Origin of the sequence: Campylobacter sp. RM5063 (genome assembly GCF_024723655.1) — a bacterium.
GTDB lineage: Bacteria > Campylobacterota > Campylobacteria > Campylobacterales > Campylobacteraceae > Campylobacter_D > Campylobacter_D lari_D.
In genome coordinates, this window is sequence record NZ_JANQDA010000019.1 from 1 (window position 1) to 19,063 (window position 19,063).

Genomic DNA, 19,063 nt, shown 5'->3' on the forward strand with positions numbered 1-19,063 from the left:
AAAGAAGGGATGGAAAGTGATGATAAAGACTTGATAAAGTCTTTATCATATAAAATTATTTTTCCCCTATATAAATAAAATGCTGTATACTTCCTTCAAAATTATATAAATTTATTAATTCATAATCTCCCCAAAATAATGGTTTAAAAGGTTTAAATTTTTCTTTTAATTCTTCAATCGTATTTGTAAAATTTATATAAGTAGATTCGCCATTTAATCTTGGACTAGATTTTACTTCCACTAAACCATTATCTTTAACATCTCCTGCAACAAATTCTTGATAAGCTTTAGAGCTAATCATTGTCGCGAAAATTATTGCTCCATCATTACATAAATCATAAAATTCTTCAATAGTTTTTTGAAAGTCTTTGTTTGGTAGATAATATAAACTTTGATTTGCAAAAATAAAATCCATTTTTACATCAAATAAATTTTTAAAACTAGAATTTGGTGTAATAACATGAAAATTATTTTCATTTATCCTAGGATCTTTTTTCCAAGTATTTTTTAAGCTAGGAACAATATCTATACCATAAGCATTAATACCCCCCCCCGTTACATCTTGAAAATACTTAGAATGAACTCCATTTCCACAACCAAAATCAAGTAAATTTCCACTTGTTTTGTTTAATTTGTATTTTAAGATTCTCTCATAAAATCTTATAACATGTCCATCTGGATATTGTAAGCCATATCCTTCATTGTCATATTTTTTAGTATATCCTGATAGTGAATTATCCATCATTTCTCCTTTAAATTTAAGATATAAATTGATTATACAATAAAATAAGTCTTTGTTATTTATTTTTTAACAAATTTACACTTAACAAAACAACAAAACTAAAAATTAAAAGTATGAGACTATAAATATGAGCTGTGGCAAAATCTAAATTTTCCATACTTTCATATATAGCAATACTAGCTACTTTTGTTTCCCCGCTTAAAGAACCACCTATCATTAATACTATACCAAACTCGCCCATAGTATGTGCAAAACTTATTACTAAAGCGCTGAGTATAGCCGGTTTGATACTTGGTAAGATTACTTTAAAAAGTGTGATGAAAGAATTTTTTCCCAAAGAAAAACTTGCTTCTATAATATTTTTAGAAATTAAAGACATTGCATTATATAAAGGATTAAACATAAAAGGTAAAGAGTAAATGCAACTTGCTATTACCAAGCCTTCAAAAGTAAAAGCTAAAGTGATATTAAAATATTTTTCTAAAAATTCTCCAAAAAAAGAATATTTTGAAAATAAAATCAACAAGTAAAAACCAACAACAGACGGTGGTAAAACTAAAGGTAAGGTTATTATAGTTTCTAGAATTTTTTTTGCTCTAAATTGCTTAAAAGTAAAAACCCAAGCAAGAGGTATGCAAAAACAAAACAAAATTATACAAGTAATAATAGAAAGTTTTATGGAAACTAAAAAAGGCGTCCAATCTATACTTAATAATAATTGCGTCATTATAAAACTTTCTCAAGTCAAAAAAACTTGAGATTATTTTCCTAAATTTGGCTCCATTTCTATAATTTTCCAAGGAAGCCCTTGGGTATTTAACTCATCCATGAAAGGTTTGGCGTCAAATTCTTCCATGTTAAACACACCTTTTCCTTGCCAAATTCCTTTAGCGATTAGCTTTGTTCCTATCATAGCAGGGACACCTGTAGTATAGCTCACAGCTTGCGCTCCAGTTTCTTTAAAGCATTCTTCGTGATTACAAACATTGTAAATATAAACTTGTCTATCTTTTCCATCTTTTACACCACGAATCACACAACCTATATTAGTGTAACCTTTAGTACGAGGGCCCAAACTAGCAGGATCAGGAAGTAAAGTTTTTAAAAATTCTATTGGTATTATCTCTCTACCTTGATGCATAACAGGTTTAATACCTAGCATACCAACATTTTCAAGACATTTCATATGAGTTAAATAACTTTGTCCAAAAGTCATAAAAAATCTTATTCTTTTTAGACCTTTGATATTTTTTACTAAACTTTCAAGCTCCTCATGATAAAGCAAATAACTATCCTTTACTCCTACTTCAGGATAATCCCACTCCATTTTTATTTCCATAGGTTCAGTTTCTATCCATTTTCCATTTTCCCAATAACGACCCTTAGCAGATACTTCTCTTAAATTTATCTCAGGGTTAAAATTAGTTGCAAAGGCATATCCATGATCACCTGCATTACAATCTAGTATATCAATATAATGAATTTCATCAAATAAATTTTGTTGCGCATAAGCACAAAATACATTAGTAACACCTGGATCAAAACCGCTTCCTAAAAGTCCTAAAATTCCTGCTTGTTTAAACTTATCATTTCTTAACCATTGTTCTTTATATTCAAATTTAGCTAAATCAGGATGTTCATAATTTGCAGTATCTACATAGTGAATATTAGTTTGAATACACGCATCCATTAAAGCAAGATCTTGATAAGGCAAAGCCACATTTAATAAAATTTCAGCTCCTGTTTTTTTGATAAGCTCTACAACAGCAGATGTGTCATCTGCATCTATTTGCTCAGTTTGAATTTCTATACCTAAACGCTCTTTTATAAAAGCTGCTATTTCATCACATTTACTTTTAGTTCTACTTGCTAGAGTTATTTTACTAAAAACATCACTATTCATTGCACATTTTACAGTTGCAACGCGACTTACACCACCTGCACCTATAATTAAAAGATTTTTCATTAACTATCCTTAATTTTTTTGAAAATTGTAACAAAAAAACTTTATAAAGCATTGAAATAAAAAATAATTTTTATAATGTTTTTTTAAAATAAAACAAGTAAAATGATGATTTTTTAAATTTTTTAAGGACACTTATGAATTTACAAAGTGTGGAATTTTCTTATCCTATTATTATTACTTTTATTACCTATGCATTTTTAATGCTTTTTATAGGTTTTTATTTTTACAAAAAAAATCAAAATAGTAAAGATTATTTTGTTGGAAATGCATCAATGGGACCTGTAATATCTGCCTTAAGTGCAGGTGCTTCTGATATGAGCAGTTGGCTTTTAATGGCTTTTCCCGGTGCTTTATACGCAGCTGGATTGGGACAAATTTATATAGCCATAGGTTTAAGCTTTGGTATGTTCTTAAACTGGACCTTTGTTGCTAAAAGATTAAAGATTTTTTCTCAAATAGCCAAAGAATGTATTACAATTCCTGATTTTTTTGAAAGTCGCTTTCATGATGATAGACATATTTTAAGAAGTATTTGTGCGGTAGTTATTTTAGTATTTTTTACTATTTACATTAGTGCTGGATTAGTAAGTGGTGCTAAACTTTTTGAAAGTGTATTTAATTTGCCTTATATTTTTGCATTAAGTATTGGATTTTTAGTTATTGTTTTATATACTTTTTTAGGTGGCTATAAAGCCGTATGCTGGACTGATATGATACAAGGACTTTTAATGATGAGTTCATTAATCATCATTCCTTTTGTGATGATTTTTGAACTTGGCGGCTTTGGCGAAGCTTTTTCTACTATAAATGATGTAAAACCTCAAGCTTTTGGTTTAGATGGTGGTGGTTGGCTAGTGGTAGCATCAACCTTAGCCTGGGGACTTGGATATTTTGGCCAACCTCATATTTTAATTCGCTTTATTTCTATAAAAAATGTAAAAGAAATTCCTACTGCGACTTTTATAGGCATAACTTGGATGGTAATTTCTCTATTTGGTGCTGCTATGATAGGATTTTTAGGTATTGCTTATATAGCTAAATTTGATCTTACTTTAAATGATCCTGAAAGAATATTTATTGTAATGTCTCAAGTGCTTTTTAACCCTTGGGTGGCTGGAATTTTACTCAGTGCAATTTTAGCAGCCATTATGAGTACTGCAAGTTCTCAATTGCTAGTATGCGCTTCTAGCTTGGTGCAAGATTTTTATACACAAATCTTAAAAAGAAAAACAAATGATAAAAATATTACTTTGTTGTCACGCTTAGGTGTTTTGATTGTAGCGTGTGTAGCTTTTACACTTTCACTTGATGCTCAAAGTCAAATTTTAAGCATAGTCTCTTATGCTTGGGCAGGTTTTGGAGCTAGTTTTGGAAGCGTTATTTTATTTTCTTTATTTTATAAAAATATGAGCAAAGAAGGTGCAATAGCTGGAATGGTTAGTGGGGCTTTAACTGTTGTATTTTATAAGCATTTTGGTTCAAATTTTATAGAAATTTATGAAATCATTCCTGGATTTTTAGTCGCAAGTTGTTTTATTATGATTTTTAGTATAATATTTAAAGCAAAAAAACACACAATAAAACATTATGAAAAAATGCTGAAAGAAATTTAAAATGTTTAAATCTTTTTTTTATTCTAAAAAATGGGCTTTATGGGCTTATTTGGGTTTGTTTTTTTTACTAGCTTCTTTACTTGCTCAAACTTCCATTAATGTTGCAATAAATGAATGGTATAAAGAATTTTACGATGTTTTACAAGATGCAAAAAATCATAGCATAAATGATTTTTATTATTTTATTAAACAATTTTTATATTTAGCACTGCCTTATGTATTAATCGCCACTATCACGCAATATTTTGGAAGCATATATGCTTTTAAATGGCGCGAGGCTATGACTTTTGATTATATTAAATTTTGGCAAAAAAAAGATGATAACATAGAAGGTAGTTCACAAAGAATTCAAGAAGATATCTATAATTTTTCAAAAATCATAGAAAGTTTAGGGTTGGCTTTTGTCAAAGCAATTATGACTTTAGTTGCTTTTGTGCCAATTTTATGGATGTTAAGTGCACATATTAATTTACCTATCTTAAAAGATATTAATGGCTCTTTAGTATGGATTGCATTTTTGGTTTCTTTAGGAGGTTTAGTTATATCATGGTTTGTAGGTATAAAACTACCTGGACTAGAATATAACAATCAAAAAGCCGAAGCTGCTTTTAGAAAAGAACTTGTTTTTGCTGAAGATGATAGAAAAAATTATGCAAGCGATGAAAGTATTTTAAGTTTATTTACCGGGCTTAAAATCAATTATAAAAGATTATTTTTACATTATGGGTATTTTAATATATGGCTTTATTTATTTGAGCAAATCATGGTTATAGTACCCTTTTTAATCATGGCTCCAAGTTTATTTTTAGGACTTATACAACTTGGAATTATCATACAAGTTGGTAATGCTTTTGACCAGGTTAGATCTTCATTTAGCATTTTTATTACCAACTGGACAACTATCACACAGCTTCGTAGTATTTACAAGCGTTTAGATGAATTTGAAAAAAATATAGAATATAGAAAACATTAAATTAATTTAAAATATATCATTATTTTTAAGCTAATTTTATAGTTTTGATTTGATATAATTTTGCGAAATTTTATTAAAGGAGTTTTTTTGGACCCCAGTCAATCTTTAGACTTAAATCAAACACTACCTACTGTTGCCTCTATTGATATAGGCTATTCTACTTTTATGATTCTTGTTGCATTAGCTTTAGTGCTTTTAAATGGATTTTTTGTTTTATCTGAATTTGCTATTGTTAAAGTGCGTAGATCAAAACTTGAAGAAATGGTAAAAGAGAAAAAACGCAATGCAAAAAAAGCTTTGGAAGTCACTTCAAAACTAGATACTTATTTAAGTGCTTGCCAACTTGGTATTACGCTAAGCTCTCTTGCTCTTGGTTGGATAGGCGAACCTGCTATTGCTAAAATTCTTGAAGTTCCTCTAGCAAATTTAGGTTTAGCTCCAGCATTAATCCATACCATAGCATTTATTATTGCTTTTGCTATTATCACATTATTGCATGTTGTGCTAGGCGAGTTGGTCCCAAAAAGCATTGCTATAACCATTGCAGATAGAGCTGTTTTATGGGTTGCAAGACCATTGCATTTATTTTGGTTACTTTTCTTACCTTTCATTAAAACATTTGACTTTTTAGCTGCAGTTTCTTTAAAAATTATAGGTATAAAACCTGCCAAAGAACACGAATTAAGTCACTCTGAAGAAGAGATTAAATTTATTGCGAGTGAAAGCCAAAAAGGTGGGGTTTTGGATGAATTTGAAACTGAAATCATACGCAATGCTGTCGATTTTTCAGATACAGTAGCAAAAGAAATCATGACACCTAGAAAAGATATGATTTGTCTTAATAAACAAAAAAGCTATGAAGAAAATATGCAAATAGTTTGTCAGTATAAACATACACGCTTTCCATACATAGATGGTTCTAAAGATATCATTTTAGGTATGGTGCATATTAGAGACATTATGCAAAATGAACTTAGCAAAGATAAGAAAAATTTAGATGATTTTCTAATCAAAATGATCCTAGTTCCAGAAAATATCAGCATATCTAAAGTTCTTTTCATGATGAATAAAGAACAAGTACATACAGCATTAGTAGTAGATGAATATGGCGGAACTGCTGGTCTTTTAACTATGGAAGATATTATGGAAGAAATTGTTGGTGATATTAACGATGAGCATGATGATTCTAGTCCACATTTTAAAAAGCTTGCAGAAAATATCTATGAATTTCAAGGAAGATATGAAATTAGCGAAGTAGAAGAAATGCTTGATATACGCTTTAATGAAGAATTAGAACAAGTCACTATAGGTGGATATGTTTTCAATCTTTTAGGACGCTTACCGGTGGTTGGAGATAGAATAGAAGATGAATTTTGCTACTACGAAGTCAAAAAGATGGATGGAAATAGCATAGAACGCATTAAAGTTGTACGCAAAAATACTAATGAAGAAGAGTAGCAAACTCTTCTTTTTACTTTTCTATAACACTCAAATCTTATTCATTTTAACTTACAAGGAAAATTTTTATGCAACTACATGATGAAATTAATCAATTTATACAAGAATGCAAAAGCATTATGATATCGTCCTTAAATTTAAATAATCAAACCATATGTTCATATACTCCTATTATAAAAAACAAAAATGACTTTTATATTTATATTAGTGAAATTGCCGAACACTTTGAAGGAGTAAAATACAATAATCAAAACATAGAAATTATGTTTATAGAAGATGAAAAAGATTGCATATCAATCTTTGCAAGAAAAAGGCTTAAATTTAGAGTAGAGAGTGTAGAAATAACAAGAGATAATCAGCTATTTGAACAAGTATTAAATACTTATGAAAATGAAAACAATAAAGAAATAATCCAAGTCATTAAAAATATGCAAGATTTTCATTTATTTCAACTTATACTGAAAAATGGAAGATATGTTAAAGATTTTGGAAAAGCATATGAAATTAATGAAGGAACAATTAATTTAATTAATTCAAAAGGACATAAATAATTCAAGATGAGCTTTTTGCCCATCTTGATAGATTAACCATTTCTTTTTTTGATAATTTCTTCAGAAACATTTTTTGGAACTTCATCATAGTGATCAAATTCCATAGAATAAGTAGCACGGCCTTGAGTTTGACTTCTAAGATCGGTTGAGTAGCCGAACATCTCAGCCAAAGGACAAAATGCTGTAATAATTTTATTACCACCTCTTTCATCCATTGAATTTACTTGACCACGGCGTTTATTTAAATCACCAATAACATCACCCATGTATTCTTCTGGAGTTTCAACTTCAACTTTCATCATAGGTTCTAAGATTACTGCACCTGCTTTTCTAGCACCTTCTTTAAAGCCCATAGAAGCTGCAAGTTTAAATGCCATTTCAGAAGAATCCACTTCATGGTAACTTCCATCATAAACAGTTACTTTAACATCTTCAACAGGATATCCCGCTAAAACACCATTTTGTAATGCCTCTTGAACACCTTTATCAACTGCTGGAATATATTCTTTTGGAATTACCCCACCTTTGATATCATTTACAAATTCATATCCACTACCTGGTTCAAGTGGCTCAAGTCTTAAGAATACATGACCATATTGTCCACGACCACCTGATTGTTTAGCGTATTTGTATTCTTGCTCAACTGTTTTTCTAATAGTTTCACGGTAAGCAACTTGAGGTTGACCAACTTCTGCTTCAACTTTAAATTCACGAAGCATTCTATCAACGATAATTTCTAAGTGAAGCTCGCCCATACCTGAAATGATAGTTTGACCACTTTCTTCATCTGTTGAAACTCTAAAGCTTGGATCTTCTTGAGCTAATTTATTTAAAGCAATAGACATTTTTTCTTGATCTGCTTTTGTTTTAGGCTCAACAGCAACTGAAATAACAGGATCTGGAAAATCCATTCTCTCTAAAATAACCTTATCTTTTTCACTTGCTAAAGTATCACCGGTTAGTGTGTCTTTAAGTCCAACAACCGCTCCGATTTCTCCTGCATATAAAGTTTTAATTTCTTCTCTTTTATTAGAGTGCATTTTCAAAAGACGACCGATTCTTTCTTTTTTATCTTTTGTTGAGTTGTATGCATAAGAACCACTTTCTAAACTTCCTCTATACACACGAACGAAAGTTAATTGTCCAACAAAAGGATCAGTCATAATTTTAAATGCTAGGCCTGCAAACTCACCATCATCAGTTGATTTTACAGAAACTTCTGCACCGTCTTCATATTCACCTTTAATATTAGCAACTTCATCAGGAGCTGGTAAATAAGCAACAACAGCATCAAGTAATGGCTGAACACCTTTATTTTTAAAAGCTGTACCACAAAGCATAGGAACCATAGAAAGACTTAAACATCCTGCTTTAATACCTGCTTTAATTTCTTCTTGAGTAAGCTCTTCACCACCTAGGTATTTTTCCATTAATTCATCGCTTGTTTCAGAAACTGCTTCTATCATTTTTGTGCGATATTCTTCAGCCTTTTCTTTAAGTTCAGCTGGAATTTCTTTTTCTACATAATCAGTTGGTTTATTTTCATCTTCCCATACCAAAGCTTTCATGGTAATAAGATCAATTACACCTTTGAAATTATCTTCAGCACCGATTGGAATTTGAAGTGGAACTGGGTTGCCTTTCAAACGATTTTTGATTTGTTCTTCAACATTAAAGAAATTTGCACCAATTCTGTCCATTTTATTTACAAAAACAATTCTTGGAACACCGTATTTATTAGCTTGTCTCCATACAGTTTCTGATTGTGGTTGAACTCCACCTACTGAACAAAACACCGCAACTGCGCCATCTAAAACACGCATTGATCTTTCAACTTCGATTGTAAAGTCAACGTGGCCTGGAGTGTCTATAAGGTTAATTTGATGGTTTTTCCAAAAACAAGTTGTAGCAGCAGAAGTAATTGTGATACCTCTTTCTTTTTCTTGCTCCATCCAGTCCATTGTAGCTGCACCATCATGCACCTCACCAATTTTATGGCTCATACCTGTAAAGAAAAGAATTCTCTCACTAGTAGTTGTTTTACCTGCATCAATATGAGCTGCGATACCTATATTTCTAACTCTTTTTAAAGGAGTACTTCTTGACATATTTTACTCCTCTTACCAGCGATAATGAGCAAATGCTTTATTAGCTTCTGCCATTTTATAAGTATCTTCTTTCTTCTTGAATGAAGCACCTTTGCTATTAGCTGCATCTAATAATTCTGCTGCTAATTTTTCTATCATAGTTCTTTCGCTTCTTTTTCTAGCAAAAGAAATAATCCATCTTATAGCTAAAGCTTGTTGTCTAGCTGGGCGTACTTCTACTGGCACTTGATAAGTAGCACCACCAACACGACGAGATTTAACTTCTAATAAAGGCTTAATATTTTCAATAGCATCATTAAAAATTTCTATACCTTTTTTTTCTCCACCTTTTTTATCGATAGCTTCTAAAGCACCATACATAATAGTCGTAGCTGTGCTTTTTTTACCATCATACATTAAAGAATTAATGAATTTTGTGATTACTTTGTTTCCATAAATCGGATCTGGCAAGACTTCTCTTACCGGAGCTTTTCTTCTTCTCATAATTTTCCTTCAAATTTATAATTTTACTCAAACAAAATCAAATCTAACGGATTTGTCTGCAATTTTATTACTTAGCTGCTGCTTTAGGGCGTTTCGCACCATATTTAGAACGAGAAACGGTTCTTTTTGCAACACCTGCAGTATCTAAGGCACCGCGAACAATGTGATACTTAACACCTGGTAAGTCTTTTACCCTACCACCACGCACTAAAACAATGCTGTGTTCTTGTAGGTTATGACCTTCACCACCGATATAACTAATAACTTCAAAGCCACTTGTAAGTCTTACTTTGGCAACTTTTCTTAATGCTGAGTTTGGTTTTTTAGGGGTTGTTGTATAAACCCTAGTGCAAACTCCCCTTCTTTGTGGACAATTTTTAAGCGCTGGAGATTTAGATTTCTCTAAAACTTTTTTGCGCTCTTTTCTAACCAATTGATTTATGGTAGGCACAATAATTCCTTTCTTTAAAAAATGTAATAAACTTTGGATAATATCTAAATTTTACTTACAAAAATATAAACTAAAAACAATTTAAATCTTTTTGCAAATTTTCTAAAAACAAACTCACATGATAAGCATCGGTGCTTGCGTGATTTACATTAATACTTAGTGGAATAAAACATTGATTTTTTTCCTCGATAATTTTCCCACTTGTAAGAATAGGAAAAAAATAATTTTCTTTTTTAGGTAAATGTAAAGAGAAATTCTCAAAAATTTATCCAAGGGATTGCTGAAATATTAAAAGAATTTTTAATATTCTCTTTTACAAACATAGTGTTTTCTTTAATGAGTTGTTTATCTTGCTCGAAATTATGTAAAAAGTTTTGAAAATCTTCATTAAATTCAGTCCATAAAACACAAAAAGTCTTTGATTTTTCGCAAAAAGCGGTATAACTTGGATGGATAATATCAAAACAAATTAATTTATCATCCTCTAAGTATAATTTAAATTCAGGTATTAAATTAACATTTTTACTTAAAAAATAGATAAAACTACCATAATAACAAAAGAGTAAAATTTACTAATATCTAATTTAACATTTAATTCAAAAGAGCAGGGAAATTTAGTATAAAATTCAAAATGCTCTTTTCTTGAGTAAGTTTTTAAATCTATAATCTTCAAATTATTATCCTTTAAATTTAAAGATTACAGCAAATCCTATCTAAAAAAATAGATAGGATTGAAATCATTGTTTGTTGGTATTGTATTGTAAATAAACCACATGGGTAGCTAAATACTCTTCAAGACCATGTTTTCCATCAGCTCCACCTATGCCACTTTTTCTAAAACCTGCATGAAATCCTTGCATTGCTTCAAAATTTTCACGGTTAATATAAGTTTCACCAAATTTTATTTCTCTACTAGCTCTCATTGCTATATCTAAATTTTGCGTATAAATAGAACTTGTCAGTCCATATTCACAATCATTTGCCATATCAATTGCCTCATCAAGTGTATCAAATTTAGTAATTGGTAAAATCGGAGCAAAAATTTCTTTTTGCATGATCTCATCTTCATGCTTAACATTTGTAAGAACGCTTGCAGGAAAATAATATCCGCTTGTATCGGTGATTTTTCCACCGCATTCTACAACTGCTCCTTTATTCGTAGCTCTCTCAAGCATTGCTAAAGCATTATCAACCCCTGCTTGATTGACAAGCGGACCCATATCAAAATCGCCTTTCAAAGTGTTTCCAACACTTACTTTACTCATGGCTTTTACAAATTTATCTACAAATTCATCATAAACACTTGTATGCACATAAGCTCTTTCGGCACAATTGCAAACTTGTCCGTTATTGCAAATTCTACTTGCCTTAATCGCTTCTACCGCTAAATCAATATCTGCATCTTTACACACTATAGCCGGTGCCTTCCCGCCAAGTTCTAGAGAAACCTTAATGATATTTTTAGCTGCAGCTTCCATCACTCTAGTTCCTGCTTCAACACTCCCTGTAAGACTTACCATACCTATGTTTTCATTACTTGATAATTCATGTCCTACCACACTACCCTTACCTGCAACTAAATTAAATACACCTTTTGGTAAAGAACTTTGCGAGACAAGCTTTGCAAATTCAAAAGCATTATTTGGAGTTTCACTGCTTGGTTTTATAACAATGGTGTTACCTGTTAGTAAAGCAGGCGCCATCTTTCTTGCGATTAGAAAAAATGGAAAATTCCAAGGTAAAATTCCACCAATTACACCAATGGCACTTTTATATAAATATATATGCTCATTAGCTCTATCACTTTGTATAATTTCGCCTTCATACCTTCTAGCCCATTCAGCAGTATAATCCATATAATCTGCCGTAGAATTAATCTCTACACTAGCTAAAGCTCTAGTTTTTCCTTGCTCTTGCATTAAAATTTCTGTTAAAAAATTAGCATTTTTGCGTATTAAACTAGCTATTTCTCTTAAATGATTTGCTCTTTCAATCGCTGGTTTAGCTTCCCAATTTTTTTGTGCCTTTTTAGCTACTTCAATTGCTCTTTGTGTATCTTCCAAAGAAGCACTTGCTACTCTTGATATTACTTCTTTGGTAGCGGGATTTAAAACTTCTATAAATTCGCCATTGTGTGGGATAAATTCGCCATCAATATAATTTAAATAAGTTGTCATTTTTTCTCCTTTTTTAATCTAAATGAAATACTTCTTCCATATTTAGCCACTTTTGTCCTGCATGAGCTAAAGATATTTGGCAGGGATCTGTAACTTTCCACCATTGTTGTGTATTTTTATCTTTTGCCATCTTAGCCATATCTGCATCAAAATCAACACCTGTATATTCAAAATATGCAAACAAATATTCTCCAAATAAATAAATAGAATAATTTTGTATATTACATTCTTTAATCATCTCACAAACACCTTTATAAGGCTTTGCATGAAGATCTTTATACTCTTGTATTTTTTCCTTTTTAATTTTTATAATTTGACCATATCTTTGCACCTATCCTCCTTATAAATTGATAAAGCATTTTTATAAAATATCTTGTCCAAATCTTTAAAAATATTTCCTTCTATGATAAATTTAGCCCATTTAGCTGGAGCTATTTTTGCCACAGGATAATTACTACCAAATATAAATTTATCTTCACTAAAAACATTCTTTAAAAATGAAAAACATTGAGATATAAAATCTCTATGAATTTTTATCGTAAAATCATCTGGTACGGAAATTTTTATCCATAAATTTGGGAAATCTTTTAATTTATGTAATATTTTTTTATATTCATCAAAATAGTTAATTTTAGGACTGCCCATATGATTTAAAACTACTTTTAAATTAGGATTATCAAATAAAAACTTTTCCAATATCCAAAGCTCTTCGTTTTTCATGCAAGCTTCAAAAGGTATATTAAAAACATTTAGAAGTTCTAATTTTTCTTTAAAATCTGCTTCAAATAGTCTCTTAGCACCCTTTTTACTAGTATGCATTACCTCTCTAAAAGCACATAAGTGTTCTTTGTACTTTAAATCAGCTAAACAAACAAAAAGACCATGTTCTTGTTTTTGCTTTAATGCAAATAAAGCTTCTTTTTCCAAATCATCACTATTTGTTTCAACATACATCGCACCTAAAAAATCAAATTCTTTATACTCATTTTTTACCCTTAAAAAATCATAATTTTGTTCCAATCTATTATTACCTTTTATCCACGAAATAGGCATTTTACTTAAATCCCAAAGATGCAAATGAGAATCAAAAATTTTTTGCATTTTTAAGCCTTTATTTTAGAACCAAAAAAACCATACCATGATACATATAAAAATAATGGGGCCATAGCCAAATATCCCATGCTTGTTCCAAAATAATCATTAATTAAACCCATGATAATAGGCATAATAGCACCACCAACTATACTCATAACAAGTAAAGAACCACCTAATTTCACTTGATTAAAAGGAAGATTTTTTGTTGCAACTGCAAAAATAGTAGGAAAAGAAATGGACATAAAGAAAAATAATGCAATTAAAATAACTATACTAATAAATCCGCTAGCAAAATACAAGCATACACATAAAATCACATTAATAAAAGAATACCATCCTAAAATAGTCTCACCTTTAATTTTCTTCATCAAAGGCGTAGAAAGAATACGACCTAACATAAAAGCAATTAAAGCTATCGAAAAATAATAAGCCCCTTGTTCATCTTTTAGATTTTCATTATGCTCACTAAGATAATTTATAAAAAAAGCTCCTGCACTAACTTGATTTGCTATATACAAAAATTGTGCTAGCAATCCAAAATTAAAATGTTTATGCTTAAAAACTCCAATAGGTTTTGAGGTATCTTTTTGTTCATAATCACTACTTACTGCCGATCCTTCCGGAATTTTATTCAATGCAAAAGCAATCAAGATCAAAATAACAATTGCCGCAATACCAACATACACTAACTGGACATTACCCATATTAGCAAGTAATGCAGCTTCTATTTGTTCTTTACTTGCACCTTCTTCTTGTTTTGTAATAGATAAAAACAAAGCTCCACCTATGATAGGTCCTAAAAATTGACCCAAACCATTAAAACTTTGAGCAGCATTAATTCTAAAACTAGCATTTTTCTCATCACCAAGTTTTACCATATAAGGATTAGCACTAGTTTCCAAAGAACCAATACCGCAAGCTAAAATAAAAAAAGCAAATAAAAATAAGTAAAAATTAGCTAAATTTGTAGCTGGAATAATCAATAAACAACCTATTGCATACAAGATTAACCCAAAAATAATACCAATTTTATAAGAGTATTTATTTGCTATATATCCAGCAGGTAATGCTATGATAAAATAAGCACCAAAATAAGCGAGTTGCAAAAATCCACTTTCATGTTGAGTGATATGTAAATGATTTTGAAAATTCTTATTCATCACATCAATCAGTCCATAACTAACTCCCCATAAAAAGAAAAGAGAAGTTACTAAAATAATTGCTATTTTTATATTTTTAGAGTTATTTAACATATATCCTCCTTGTTATTAAATTTCATCCCAATTTAGAGCTCTATCTAAATGGATATATCCACCATCAGGAGTTAAAATTTGTCCTGTTGTGTGTGAAGCAAGAGGGCTTAGTGTAAAAACTGCTGTGTTTGCTATTTCTTCTATAGTTGTAAAACGATGACCTAATGGTATGCATTTTGCTATTTTTTCATATTGAGCTTTTGGATTTGGAAAATTTGACAACCATTTTTCATAAAGAGGAGTCATAACTTCAGCCGGTGCTATAGCATTAACTCTAATATTATCTTTTGCAAAAGCGCAAGCCCATTCTCTTGTAAAACCTATTTGAGCAGCTTTTGCTGAAGCATAAGCTGAAGTTCTACCTTGTCCTGTTAAGCCGGTTTTACTTGTGATATTTAATATACTTCCTTGTTGCTTTTTAATATATGGTAAGCATTCTTTAGTCATAGTATAATAATGAAAAAGATTATTTTCATAAGATTTAATTAATTCTTCAGTTGTAGCATCTTCTATATGTAAATTATCATTTGCTCCAGCATTATTAACCAAAGCATAAATTCCACCATATATATTAACAACACTTTTAACAAGTGTTGAAATTTGTTCTGTATTTTTTAAATCTATTTGATAAAATCCATAATTTCCACAAATGTCTTTTAGCTCATCATCTTTTTCTTTAGAAATTTCACTTCTTGAAAAAATAATTGGAATCCCACCTTCTAAAGCCCATAATTTAGCAATACCATAACCAATCCCTTTAGCACCACCTGTGATGATACAAATTTTGTTTTTAATTTTTAAATCCATAATATATCCTTTTTTATTAATTTAGCAAGTTGTAGCAAGTCTCCAAACTGAAAAATCATTTTGTTCATTTAACTCTGCCTTTACCAATTCTCCATTTGAAATTCTTATGATCAAATCTATAAGCTCATCACGCACTTCTTTTTTTGTCTTAATCCCATCTATAATACTTCCTGCATTAATATCAATAGCATCATTCATATTTTCATAACAAAAAGTATTAGAACTCATTTTAATAGTAGGTACAATAGCTGAACCTGTAGGAGTACCACGACCTGTAGTAAAAACACAAATATTTGCTCCACCTGCCACCATAGCGCTAAGTTGTTCTATATCATTACCTGGCGTATTCATAAAAGTAAGTCCTTTGGAAATTACAGGTTTAGCATAATCAATCACATCCATTAAAGTTCTAGTACCTGCTTTATAAACACAACCTAAAGACTTTTCTTCTATAGTGCTAAGCCCACCTGCAATATTTCCCGGACTAGGATTTGCTCCGCGTATATCAGCATGAAAAGATTTAACTAAATTCTCATAGCCTAAAATCTTATCATATACCTTTTTAGCTACTTCATCATTTTTTGCTCTCTTAGCAAGTATGGCTTCACACCCTATAAGCTCTGTAGTTTCTGCTAAAATTACTGCGCCACCTTCATCAATTACAAAATCACTTAAACTTCCTAAAGCAGGATTGGCACTAAGACCGCTATAACTATCGCTACCACCACATTCTGTGCCTAAAATCAAATCACTAAAATCGCCATCTGTTTTTTCCAATTTTGCAGCATTTTCAAGCATTTGATTTACTATTTTAACACCCTTTTCTATGGTATTTTTACTACCACCACACTCTTGTATTACTAAATATTCAACCATCTTATAAGGTGTCACTTCTTTTATTTTTTCAGCTACTATTTTCGCTTGTATTACCTCACAACCAAGTCCTACAATTAAAACACCAAAAACATTAGCATTACTCCCATGGCCTATTAAAACATCTCTAGTTTGTAAAGCATCAAATTCGAGTTGAGAACAGCCATGTTGATGATTAATATATACTGCCCCATTGCATTTTCTGGCTATATTTTCGCACACCTTATTAGCACAATGCACGCTTGGTATAATAATGACTTTATTTCTCAAGCCAAATTTTCCATCTTCTCTTCTATAACCCATTATCTTTTTCATATTTATTCCTTATCCCCACGACCTCTAATACCTGCACTATTGTGAATATGCACCCATTCACCTTTATTAATATCACAACTTGCACTAGCTATAGCTTCTGCATATTTGATGACAACTTCATCTTTTTTTATATCTTTTAGTGCAAATTTATGTCCACTTGCAATATCATCTAAAAGTTCTATATTTTCCACGATTTCACCTTTTTTAAAATCACGCAAAGCAGTAGCGACATTATCTTTTTCATTGACTATAATATAGGCTTTCATAATTTTATACCCGTTTCTTTTTCTATAGTTTTAACAAGTTTTTTAGCTTCATTAAAACGAGTATTTAATTCTTCTTTTGTAGCATGTGATAAAGGATGGATGCTTGTATTTGCAAATTCAAATCCTCTAGCTTTTAAAAGCAAAGCAAATCCCATAGGAAAAGCCATACTCATACCAAATCTTATAGCTTTTAATAAACTTTTTTGAATCAGCAAAGCTCTATCTATATTTTTTTCATTGATTGATTTATAAATTTCACTCATAAGTTCTGGAAAAACACCACCTATACTAGTCATAGAACCCTTTGCCCCTATCAGTAGTGCTCCTGCATAAAATTCTTCTCTTCCTACAAAAACATCAAAATCACCAGGCACTACATCTAATATATGATTTAAAAGTAAAGCATCTCCACTGCTATCTTTTATACCCACAACATTATCAAGCTTTGAAACTCTTTCTATAAATTTCAAACTTAGTGCTGGTGCAAAAAGAGGGATGTTATAAATATACAAAGGAAGCTTCACTTTAGAAGATAAATCTTTAATATATTCAAAAAGTGCATCTTCACTTAATTTATAATAATAAGGCATAGCAAGTAATAAAGCATCAAGCCCTAATTCATATGCTTTTTGTGCCAAAGTAAAAGTATTTTGATAAACTGTTGATGCAATACCTGCAATAACAGGGATATTATTTTTTGCAGCTTCTTTTGTAAGTTTCATTATTTTGACTTGCTCTTCTATACCTAAAGCTTGAGAATCTCCTGCACTACCATTACAAAATAATCCATTTAAACCTTTTGAGATACCAAATTCGCAATATTTAATAAATTCGTTTTCATTAATATTTCCACTCATATCATATGGAGTTAATAAGGCTGGTAAAGTTCCCTTTAATATTCCCATATTTTTTCCTTTCATTTTTTGTATATACAAAAATATTTTTATATACAAAAAATATAGCTAAAAATAGAAATTTTTAAAAACATCAAAATGATAAAAAAACAATACAAAAGTCTTATAAAAGTAGTTATAATCAATCATCTAAAGCAAAAACTGCTAATAGAAAATATTTTTTATATTATTAAAAATGTTACTAAAAGTAAAAAATATGATAGAATTTATCTATTGAAAAAGGAGTAAAATGACACATCAACCAACATTAAGAGTTTTAAAAATTTTAGAATTATTGGGCAATAATAATCAAAAAAATACACTAAGCTCTATTGCAAAAGATTTAAATATCCCTCCAGGGACACTTTCTCCTATACTTCAAACTTTACAAGCTAAAAATTACATTAAATGTGATAAAAATAAATTTTACACATTGGATTATAAAATTTTAGAAATTAGCCGTTGTATTTCAATAAAAAATAGCGCATTAGAATTAATTAAAAAACATATGAAAAACATCAGAAACTTAACAGGACAAACATGCCAAATGGGAATATTAAAAGAAGGAAATGTATTTTATTTAGAAAAACTTGATTCGGATAATCAAATACAAATCAAGTCTTTTGTCGGTGCTTCATATCCAGCTTACGCTACATCTTTAGGAAAAGCATTACTAGAAAAGAAAACCTATAAAGAGCTTGAAAAAATTTATCCAAATCCTTTTGAGAAAATAACACCAAATACATTAAATAATCTAAAAGAGCTTTACGAAGAATTATCTTCTATCAAAAAAAACAAAATAGCATTAGAAAGTGGGGAAATGAACCCAGAAATTGAGTGTATGGCCATAGGAATTGAATACGATGAAAAAATTATAGCTGCAATTAGTATTTCATATCATATATTTTACTCAAATGCAAATTTTAAAGAAAAAAATCAAAAAATTTTACTAGAAGAAAAATACAAAATAGAACAAGATTTAAAATTATATTTCCCGGAATTAGAAAATATATATCAATAAAAATCCCTAATTAGGGAT

The 19,063-nt window shown here is 30.2% G+C and carries 22 protein-coding genes; 5 read left to right on the forward strand and 17 right to left on the reverse strand.

Annotated elements, in window-relative coordinates; translation table 11 throughout:
* Positions 1–55 precede the first annotated feature (55 nt).
* Genes CAMP5063_RS06800 through CAMP5063_RS06810 form a run of 3 tightly spaced genes read right to left on the reverse strand, consistent with a single transcriptional unit; the run spans position 56 to position 2,708 of the window.
* Positions 56–742, reverse strand: a complete 687-nt coding sequence (locus CAMP5063_RS06800) for a class I SAM-dependent methyltransferase (protein ID WP_264284296.1) — start codon at positions 740–742, stop codon at positions 56–58.
* Positions 743–797: 55 nt separating this feature from the next.
* Entirely contained in the window at positions 798–1,469 is a 672-nt protein-coding gene (gene modB, locus CAMP5063_RS06805; RefSeq protein ID WP_263659884.1) for a molybdate ABC transporter permease subunit, read from the reverse strand.
* A 33-nt stretch (positions 1,470–1,502) separates the two neighbouring features.
* Entirely contained in the window at positions 1,503–2,708 is a 1,206-nt protein-coding gene (locus CAMP5063_RS06810; RefSeq protein WP_337195056.1) for a saccharopine dehydrogenase family protein, read from the reverse strand.
* Positions 2,709–2,842: 134 nt separating this feature from the next.
* On the opposite strand from CAMP5063_RS06810, the gene putP reads away from it, so the two are divergent.
* From putP to CAMP5063_RS06830, 4 genes are all read left to right on the forward strand, one after another.
* Positions 2,843–4,321, forward strand: a complete 1,479-nt coding sequence (gene putP, locus CAMP5063_RS06815) for a sodium/proline symporter PutP (RefSeq protein WP_337195057.1) — start codon at positions 2,843–2,845, stop codon at positions 4,319–4,321.
* A 1-nt stretch (position 4,322) separates the two neighbouring features.
* Positions 4,323–5,294: a putative transporter gene (locus tag CAMP5063_RS06820; RefSeq protein WP_263737772.1), complete on the forward strand. Its 972-nt coding sequence runs from the start codon at positions 4,323–4,325 to the stop codon at positions 5,292–5,294.
* Positions 5,295–5,381: 87 nt separating this feature from the next.
* Positions 5,382–6,752, forward strand: a complete 1,371-nt coding sequence (locus tag CAMP5063_RS06825; RefSeq protein WP_337195058.1) for a hemolysin family protein — start codon at positions 5,382–5,384, stop codon at positions 6,750–6,752.
* 68 nt (positions 6,753–6,820) lie between these two features.
* Positions 6,821–7,303, forward strand: coding sequence for a pyridoxamine 5'-phosphate oxidase family protein (locus CAMP5063_RS06830; protein ID WP_263737774.1), 483 nt, complete (start codon positions 6,821–6,823; stop codon positions 7,301–7,303).
* Positions 7,304–7,335: 32 nt separating this feature from the next.
* On the opposite strand, the gene fusA is transcribed toward CAMP5063_RS06830, so the two are convergent.
* From fusA to CAMP5063_RS06890, 14 genes are all read right to left on the reverse strand, one after another.
* Positions 7,336–9,411 (reverse strand): elongation factor G, encoded by a 2,076-nt coding sequence (fusA, locus tag CAMP5063_RS06835; RefSeq protein WP_263737775.1) that lies wholly within the window; start codon positions 9,409–9,411, stop codon positions 7,336–7,338.
* Between the two features lie 12 nt (positions 9,412–9,423).
* On the reverse strand, positions 9,424–9,894 hold the full coding sequence (gene rpsG, locus CAMP5063_RS06840; RefSeq protein WP_012661188.1) for a 30S ribosomal protein S7: 471 nt from the start codon (positions 9,892–9,894) through the stop codon (positions 9,424–9,426).
* 67 nt (positions 9,895–9,961) lie between these two features.
* A complete protein-coding gene (rpsL, locus tag CAMP5063_RS06845; RefSeq protein ID WP_012661187.1) occupies positions 9,962–10,345 on the reverse strand; it encodes a 30S ribosomal protein S12 in 384 nt (127 codons plus the stop codon).
* Between the two features lie 70 nt (positions 10,346–10,415).
* Positions 10,416–10,610, reverse strand: coding sequence for a CatA-like O-acetyltransferase (locus tag CAMP5063_RS08535; protein ID WP_412175251.1), 195 nt, complete (start codon positions 10,608–10,610; stop codon positions 10,416–10,418).
* Entirely contained in the window at positions 10,603–10,914 is a 312-nt protein-coding gene (locus CAMP5063_RS08540) for a CatA-like O-acetyltransferase (RefSeq protein ID WP_412175252.1), read from the reverse strand. Before CAMP5063_RS08540 ends, CAMP5063_RS08535 begins: the two co-directional genes overlap by 8 nt.
* Positions 10,872–11,018, reverse strand: a complete 147-nt coding sequence (locus CAMP5063_RS06850) for a CatA-like O-acetyltransferase (protein ID WP_263737776.1) — start codon at positions 11,016–11,018, stop codon at positions 10,872–10,874. Before CAMP5063_RS06850 ends, CAMP5063_RS08540 begins: the two co-directional genes overlap by 43 nt.
* Before the next feature lie 64 nt (positions 11,019–11,082).
* Positions 11,083–12,522: an aldehyde dehydrogenase gene (gene aldA, locus CAMP5063_RS06855; protein WP_263737777.1), complete on the reverse strand. Its 1,440-nt coding sequence runs from the start codon at positions 12,520–12,522 to the stop codon at positions 11,083–11,085.
* A 13-nt stretch (positions 12,523–12,535) separates the two neighbouring features.
* Positions 12,536–12,853: an L-rhamnose mutarotase gene (locus CAMP5063_RS06860; RefSeq protein WP_133319925.1), complete on the reverse strand. Its 318-nt coding sequence runs from the start codon at positions 12,851–12,853 to the stop codon at positions 12,536–12,538.
* Positions 12,829–13,623: an amidohydrolase family protein gene (locus tag CAMP5063_RS06865; protein ID WP_263728937.1), complete on the reverse strand. Its 795-nt coding sequence runs from the start codon at positions 13,621–13,623 to the stop codon at positions 12,829–12,831. The genes CAMP5063_RS06860 and CAMP5063_RS06865 overlap by 25 nt, the downstream gene beginning before the upstream one ends.
* A 2-nt stretch (positions 13,624–13,625) precedes the next feature.
* The gene (fucP, locus tag CAMP5063_RS06870) at positions 13,626–14,870 is read right to left on the reverse strand and encodes an L-fucose:H+ symporter permease (protein ID WP_133319927.1); all 1,245 of its coding nucleotides are present in this window, start codon (positions 14,868–14,870) and stop codon (positions 13,626–13,628) included.
* A gap of 15 nt (positions 14,871–14,885) precedes the next feature.
* A complete protein-coding gene (locus CAMP5063_RS06875; RefSeq protein ID WP_133319928.1) occupies positions 14,886–15,677 on the reverse strand; it encodes an SDR family oxidoreductase in 792 nt (263 codons plus the stop codon).
* A gap of 21 nt (positions 15,678–15,698) precedes the next feature.
* Complete coding sequence (locus tag CAMP5063_RS06880; protein ID WP_337195059.1) at positions 15,699–16,865, reverse strand: UxaA family hydrolase; 1,167 nt, start codon at positions 16,863–16,865, stop codon at positions 15,699–15,701.
* Between the two features lie 2 nt (positions 16,866–16,867).
* Complete coding sequence (locus tag CAMP5063_RS06885; RefSeq protein WP_133319930.1) at positions 16,868–17,131, reverse strand: UxaA family hydrolase; 264 nt, start codon at positions 17,129–17,131, stop codon at positions 16,868–16,870.
* Positions 17,128–18,036: a dihydrodipicolinate synthase family protein gene (locus CAMP5063_RS06890; RefSeq protein WP_337195060.1), complete on the reverse strand. Its 909-nt coding sequence runs from the start codon at positions 18,034–18,036 to the stop codon at positions 17,128–17,130. Before CAMP5063_RS06890 ends, CAMP5063_RS06885 begins: the two co-directional genes overlap by 4 nt.
* A 238-nt stretch (positions 18,037–18,274) precedes the next feature.
* Between CAMP5063_RS06890 and CAMP5063_RS06895 the strand changes: the two genes are divergently transcribed.
* Positions 18,275–19,045, forward strand: coding sequence for an IclR family transcriptional regulator (locus CAMP5063_RS06895; RefSeq protein WP_263659895.1), 771 nt, complete (start codon positions 18,275–18,277; stop codon positions 19,043–19,045).
* Positions 19,046–19,063: the final 18 nt, after the last annotated feature.

Bases quoted from the DNA above. Each gene is read 5' to 3' on its own strand.
- CAMP5063_RS06800 (WP_264284296.1), bottom strand. From the start codon at position 742: ATGGATAATTCACTATCAGGATATACTAAAAAATATGACAATGAAGGA.
- modB (WP_263659884.1), bottom strand. From the start codon at position 1,469: ATGACGCAATTATTATTAAGTATAGATTGGACGCCTTTTTTAGTTTCC.
- CAMP5063_RS06810 (WP_337195056.1), bottom strand. From the start codon at position 2,708: ATGAAAAATCTTTTAATTATAGGTGCAGGTGGTGTAAGTCGCGTTGCA.
- putP (WP_337195057.1), top strand. From the start codon at position 2,843: ATGAATTTACAAAGTGTGGAATTTTCTTATCCTATTATTATTACTTTT.
- CAMP5063_RS06820 (WP_263737772.1), top strand. From the start codon at position 4,323: ATGTTTAAATCTTTTTTTTATTCTAAAAAATGGGCTTTATGGGCTTAT.
- CAMP5063_RS06830 (WP_263737774.1), top strand. From the start codon at position 6,821: ATGCAACTACATGATGAAATTAATCAATTTATACAAGAATGCAAAAGC.
- fusA (WP_263737775.1), bottom strand. From the start codon at position 9,411: ATGTCAAGAAGTACTCCTTTAAAAAGAGTTAGAAATATAGGTATCGCA.
- rpsG (WP_012661188.1), bottom strand. From the start codon at position 9,894: ATGAGAAGAAGAAAAGCTCCGGTAAGAGAAGTCTTGCCAGATCCGATT.
- aldA (WP_263737777.1), bottom strand. From the start codon at position 12,522: ATGACAACTTATTTAAATTATATTGATGGCGAATTTATCCCACACAAT.
- CAMP5063_RS06865 (WP_263728937.1), bottom strand. From the start codon at position 13,623: ATGCAAAAAATTTTTGATTCTCATTTGCATCTTTGGGATTTAAGTAAA.
- fucP (WP_133319927.1), bottom strand. From the start codon at position 14,870: ATGTTAAATAACTCTAAAAATATAAAAATAGCAATTATTTTAGTAACT.
- CAMP5063_RS06875 (WP_133319928.1), bottom strand. From the start codon at position 15,677: ATGGATTTAAAAATTAAAAACAAAATTTGTATCATCACAGGTGGTGCT.
- CAMP5063_RS06880 (WP_337195059.1), bottom strand. From the start codon at position 16,865: ATGAAAAAGATAATGGGTTATAGAAGAGAAGATGGAAAATTTGGCTTG.
- CAMP5063_RS06885 (WP_133319930.1), bottom strand. From the start codon at position 17,131: ATGAAAGCCTATATTATAGTCAATGAAAAAGATAATGTCGCTACTGCT.
- CAMP5063_RS06890 (WP_337195060.1), bottom strand. From the start codon at position 18,036: ATGGGAATATTAAAGGGAACTTTACCAGCCTTATTAACTCCATATGAT.
- CAMP5063_RS06895 (WP_263659895.1), top strand. From the start codon at position 18,275: ATGACACATCAACCAACATTAAGAGTTTTAAAAATTTTAGAATTATTG.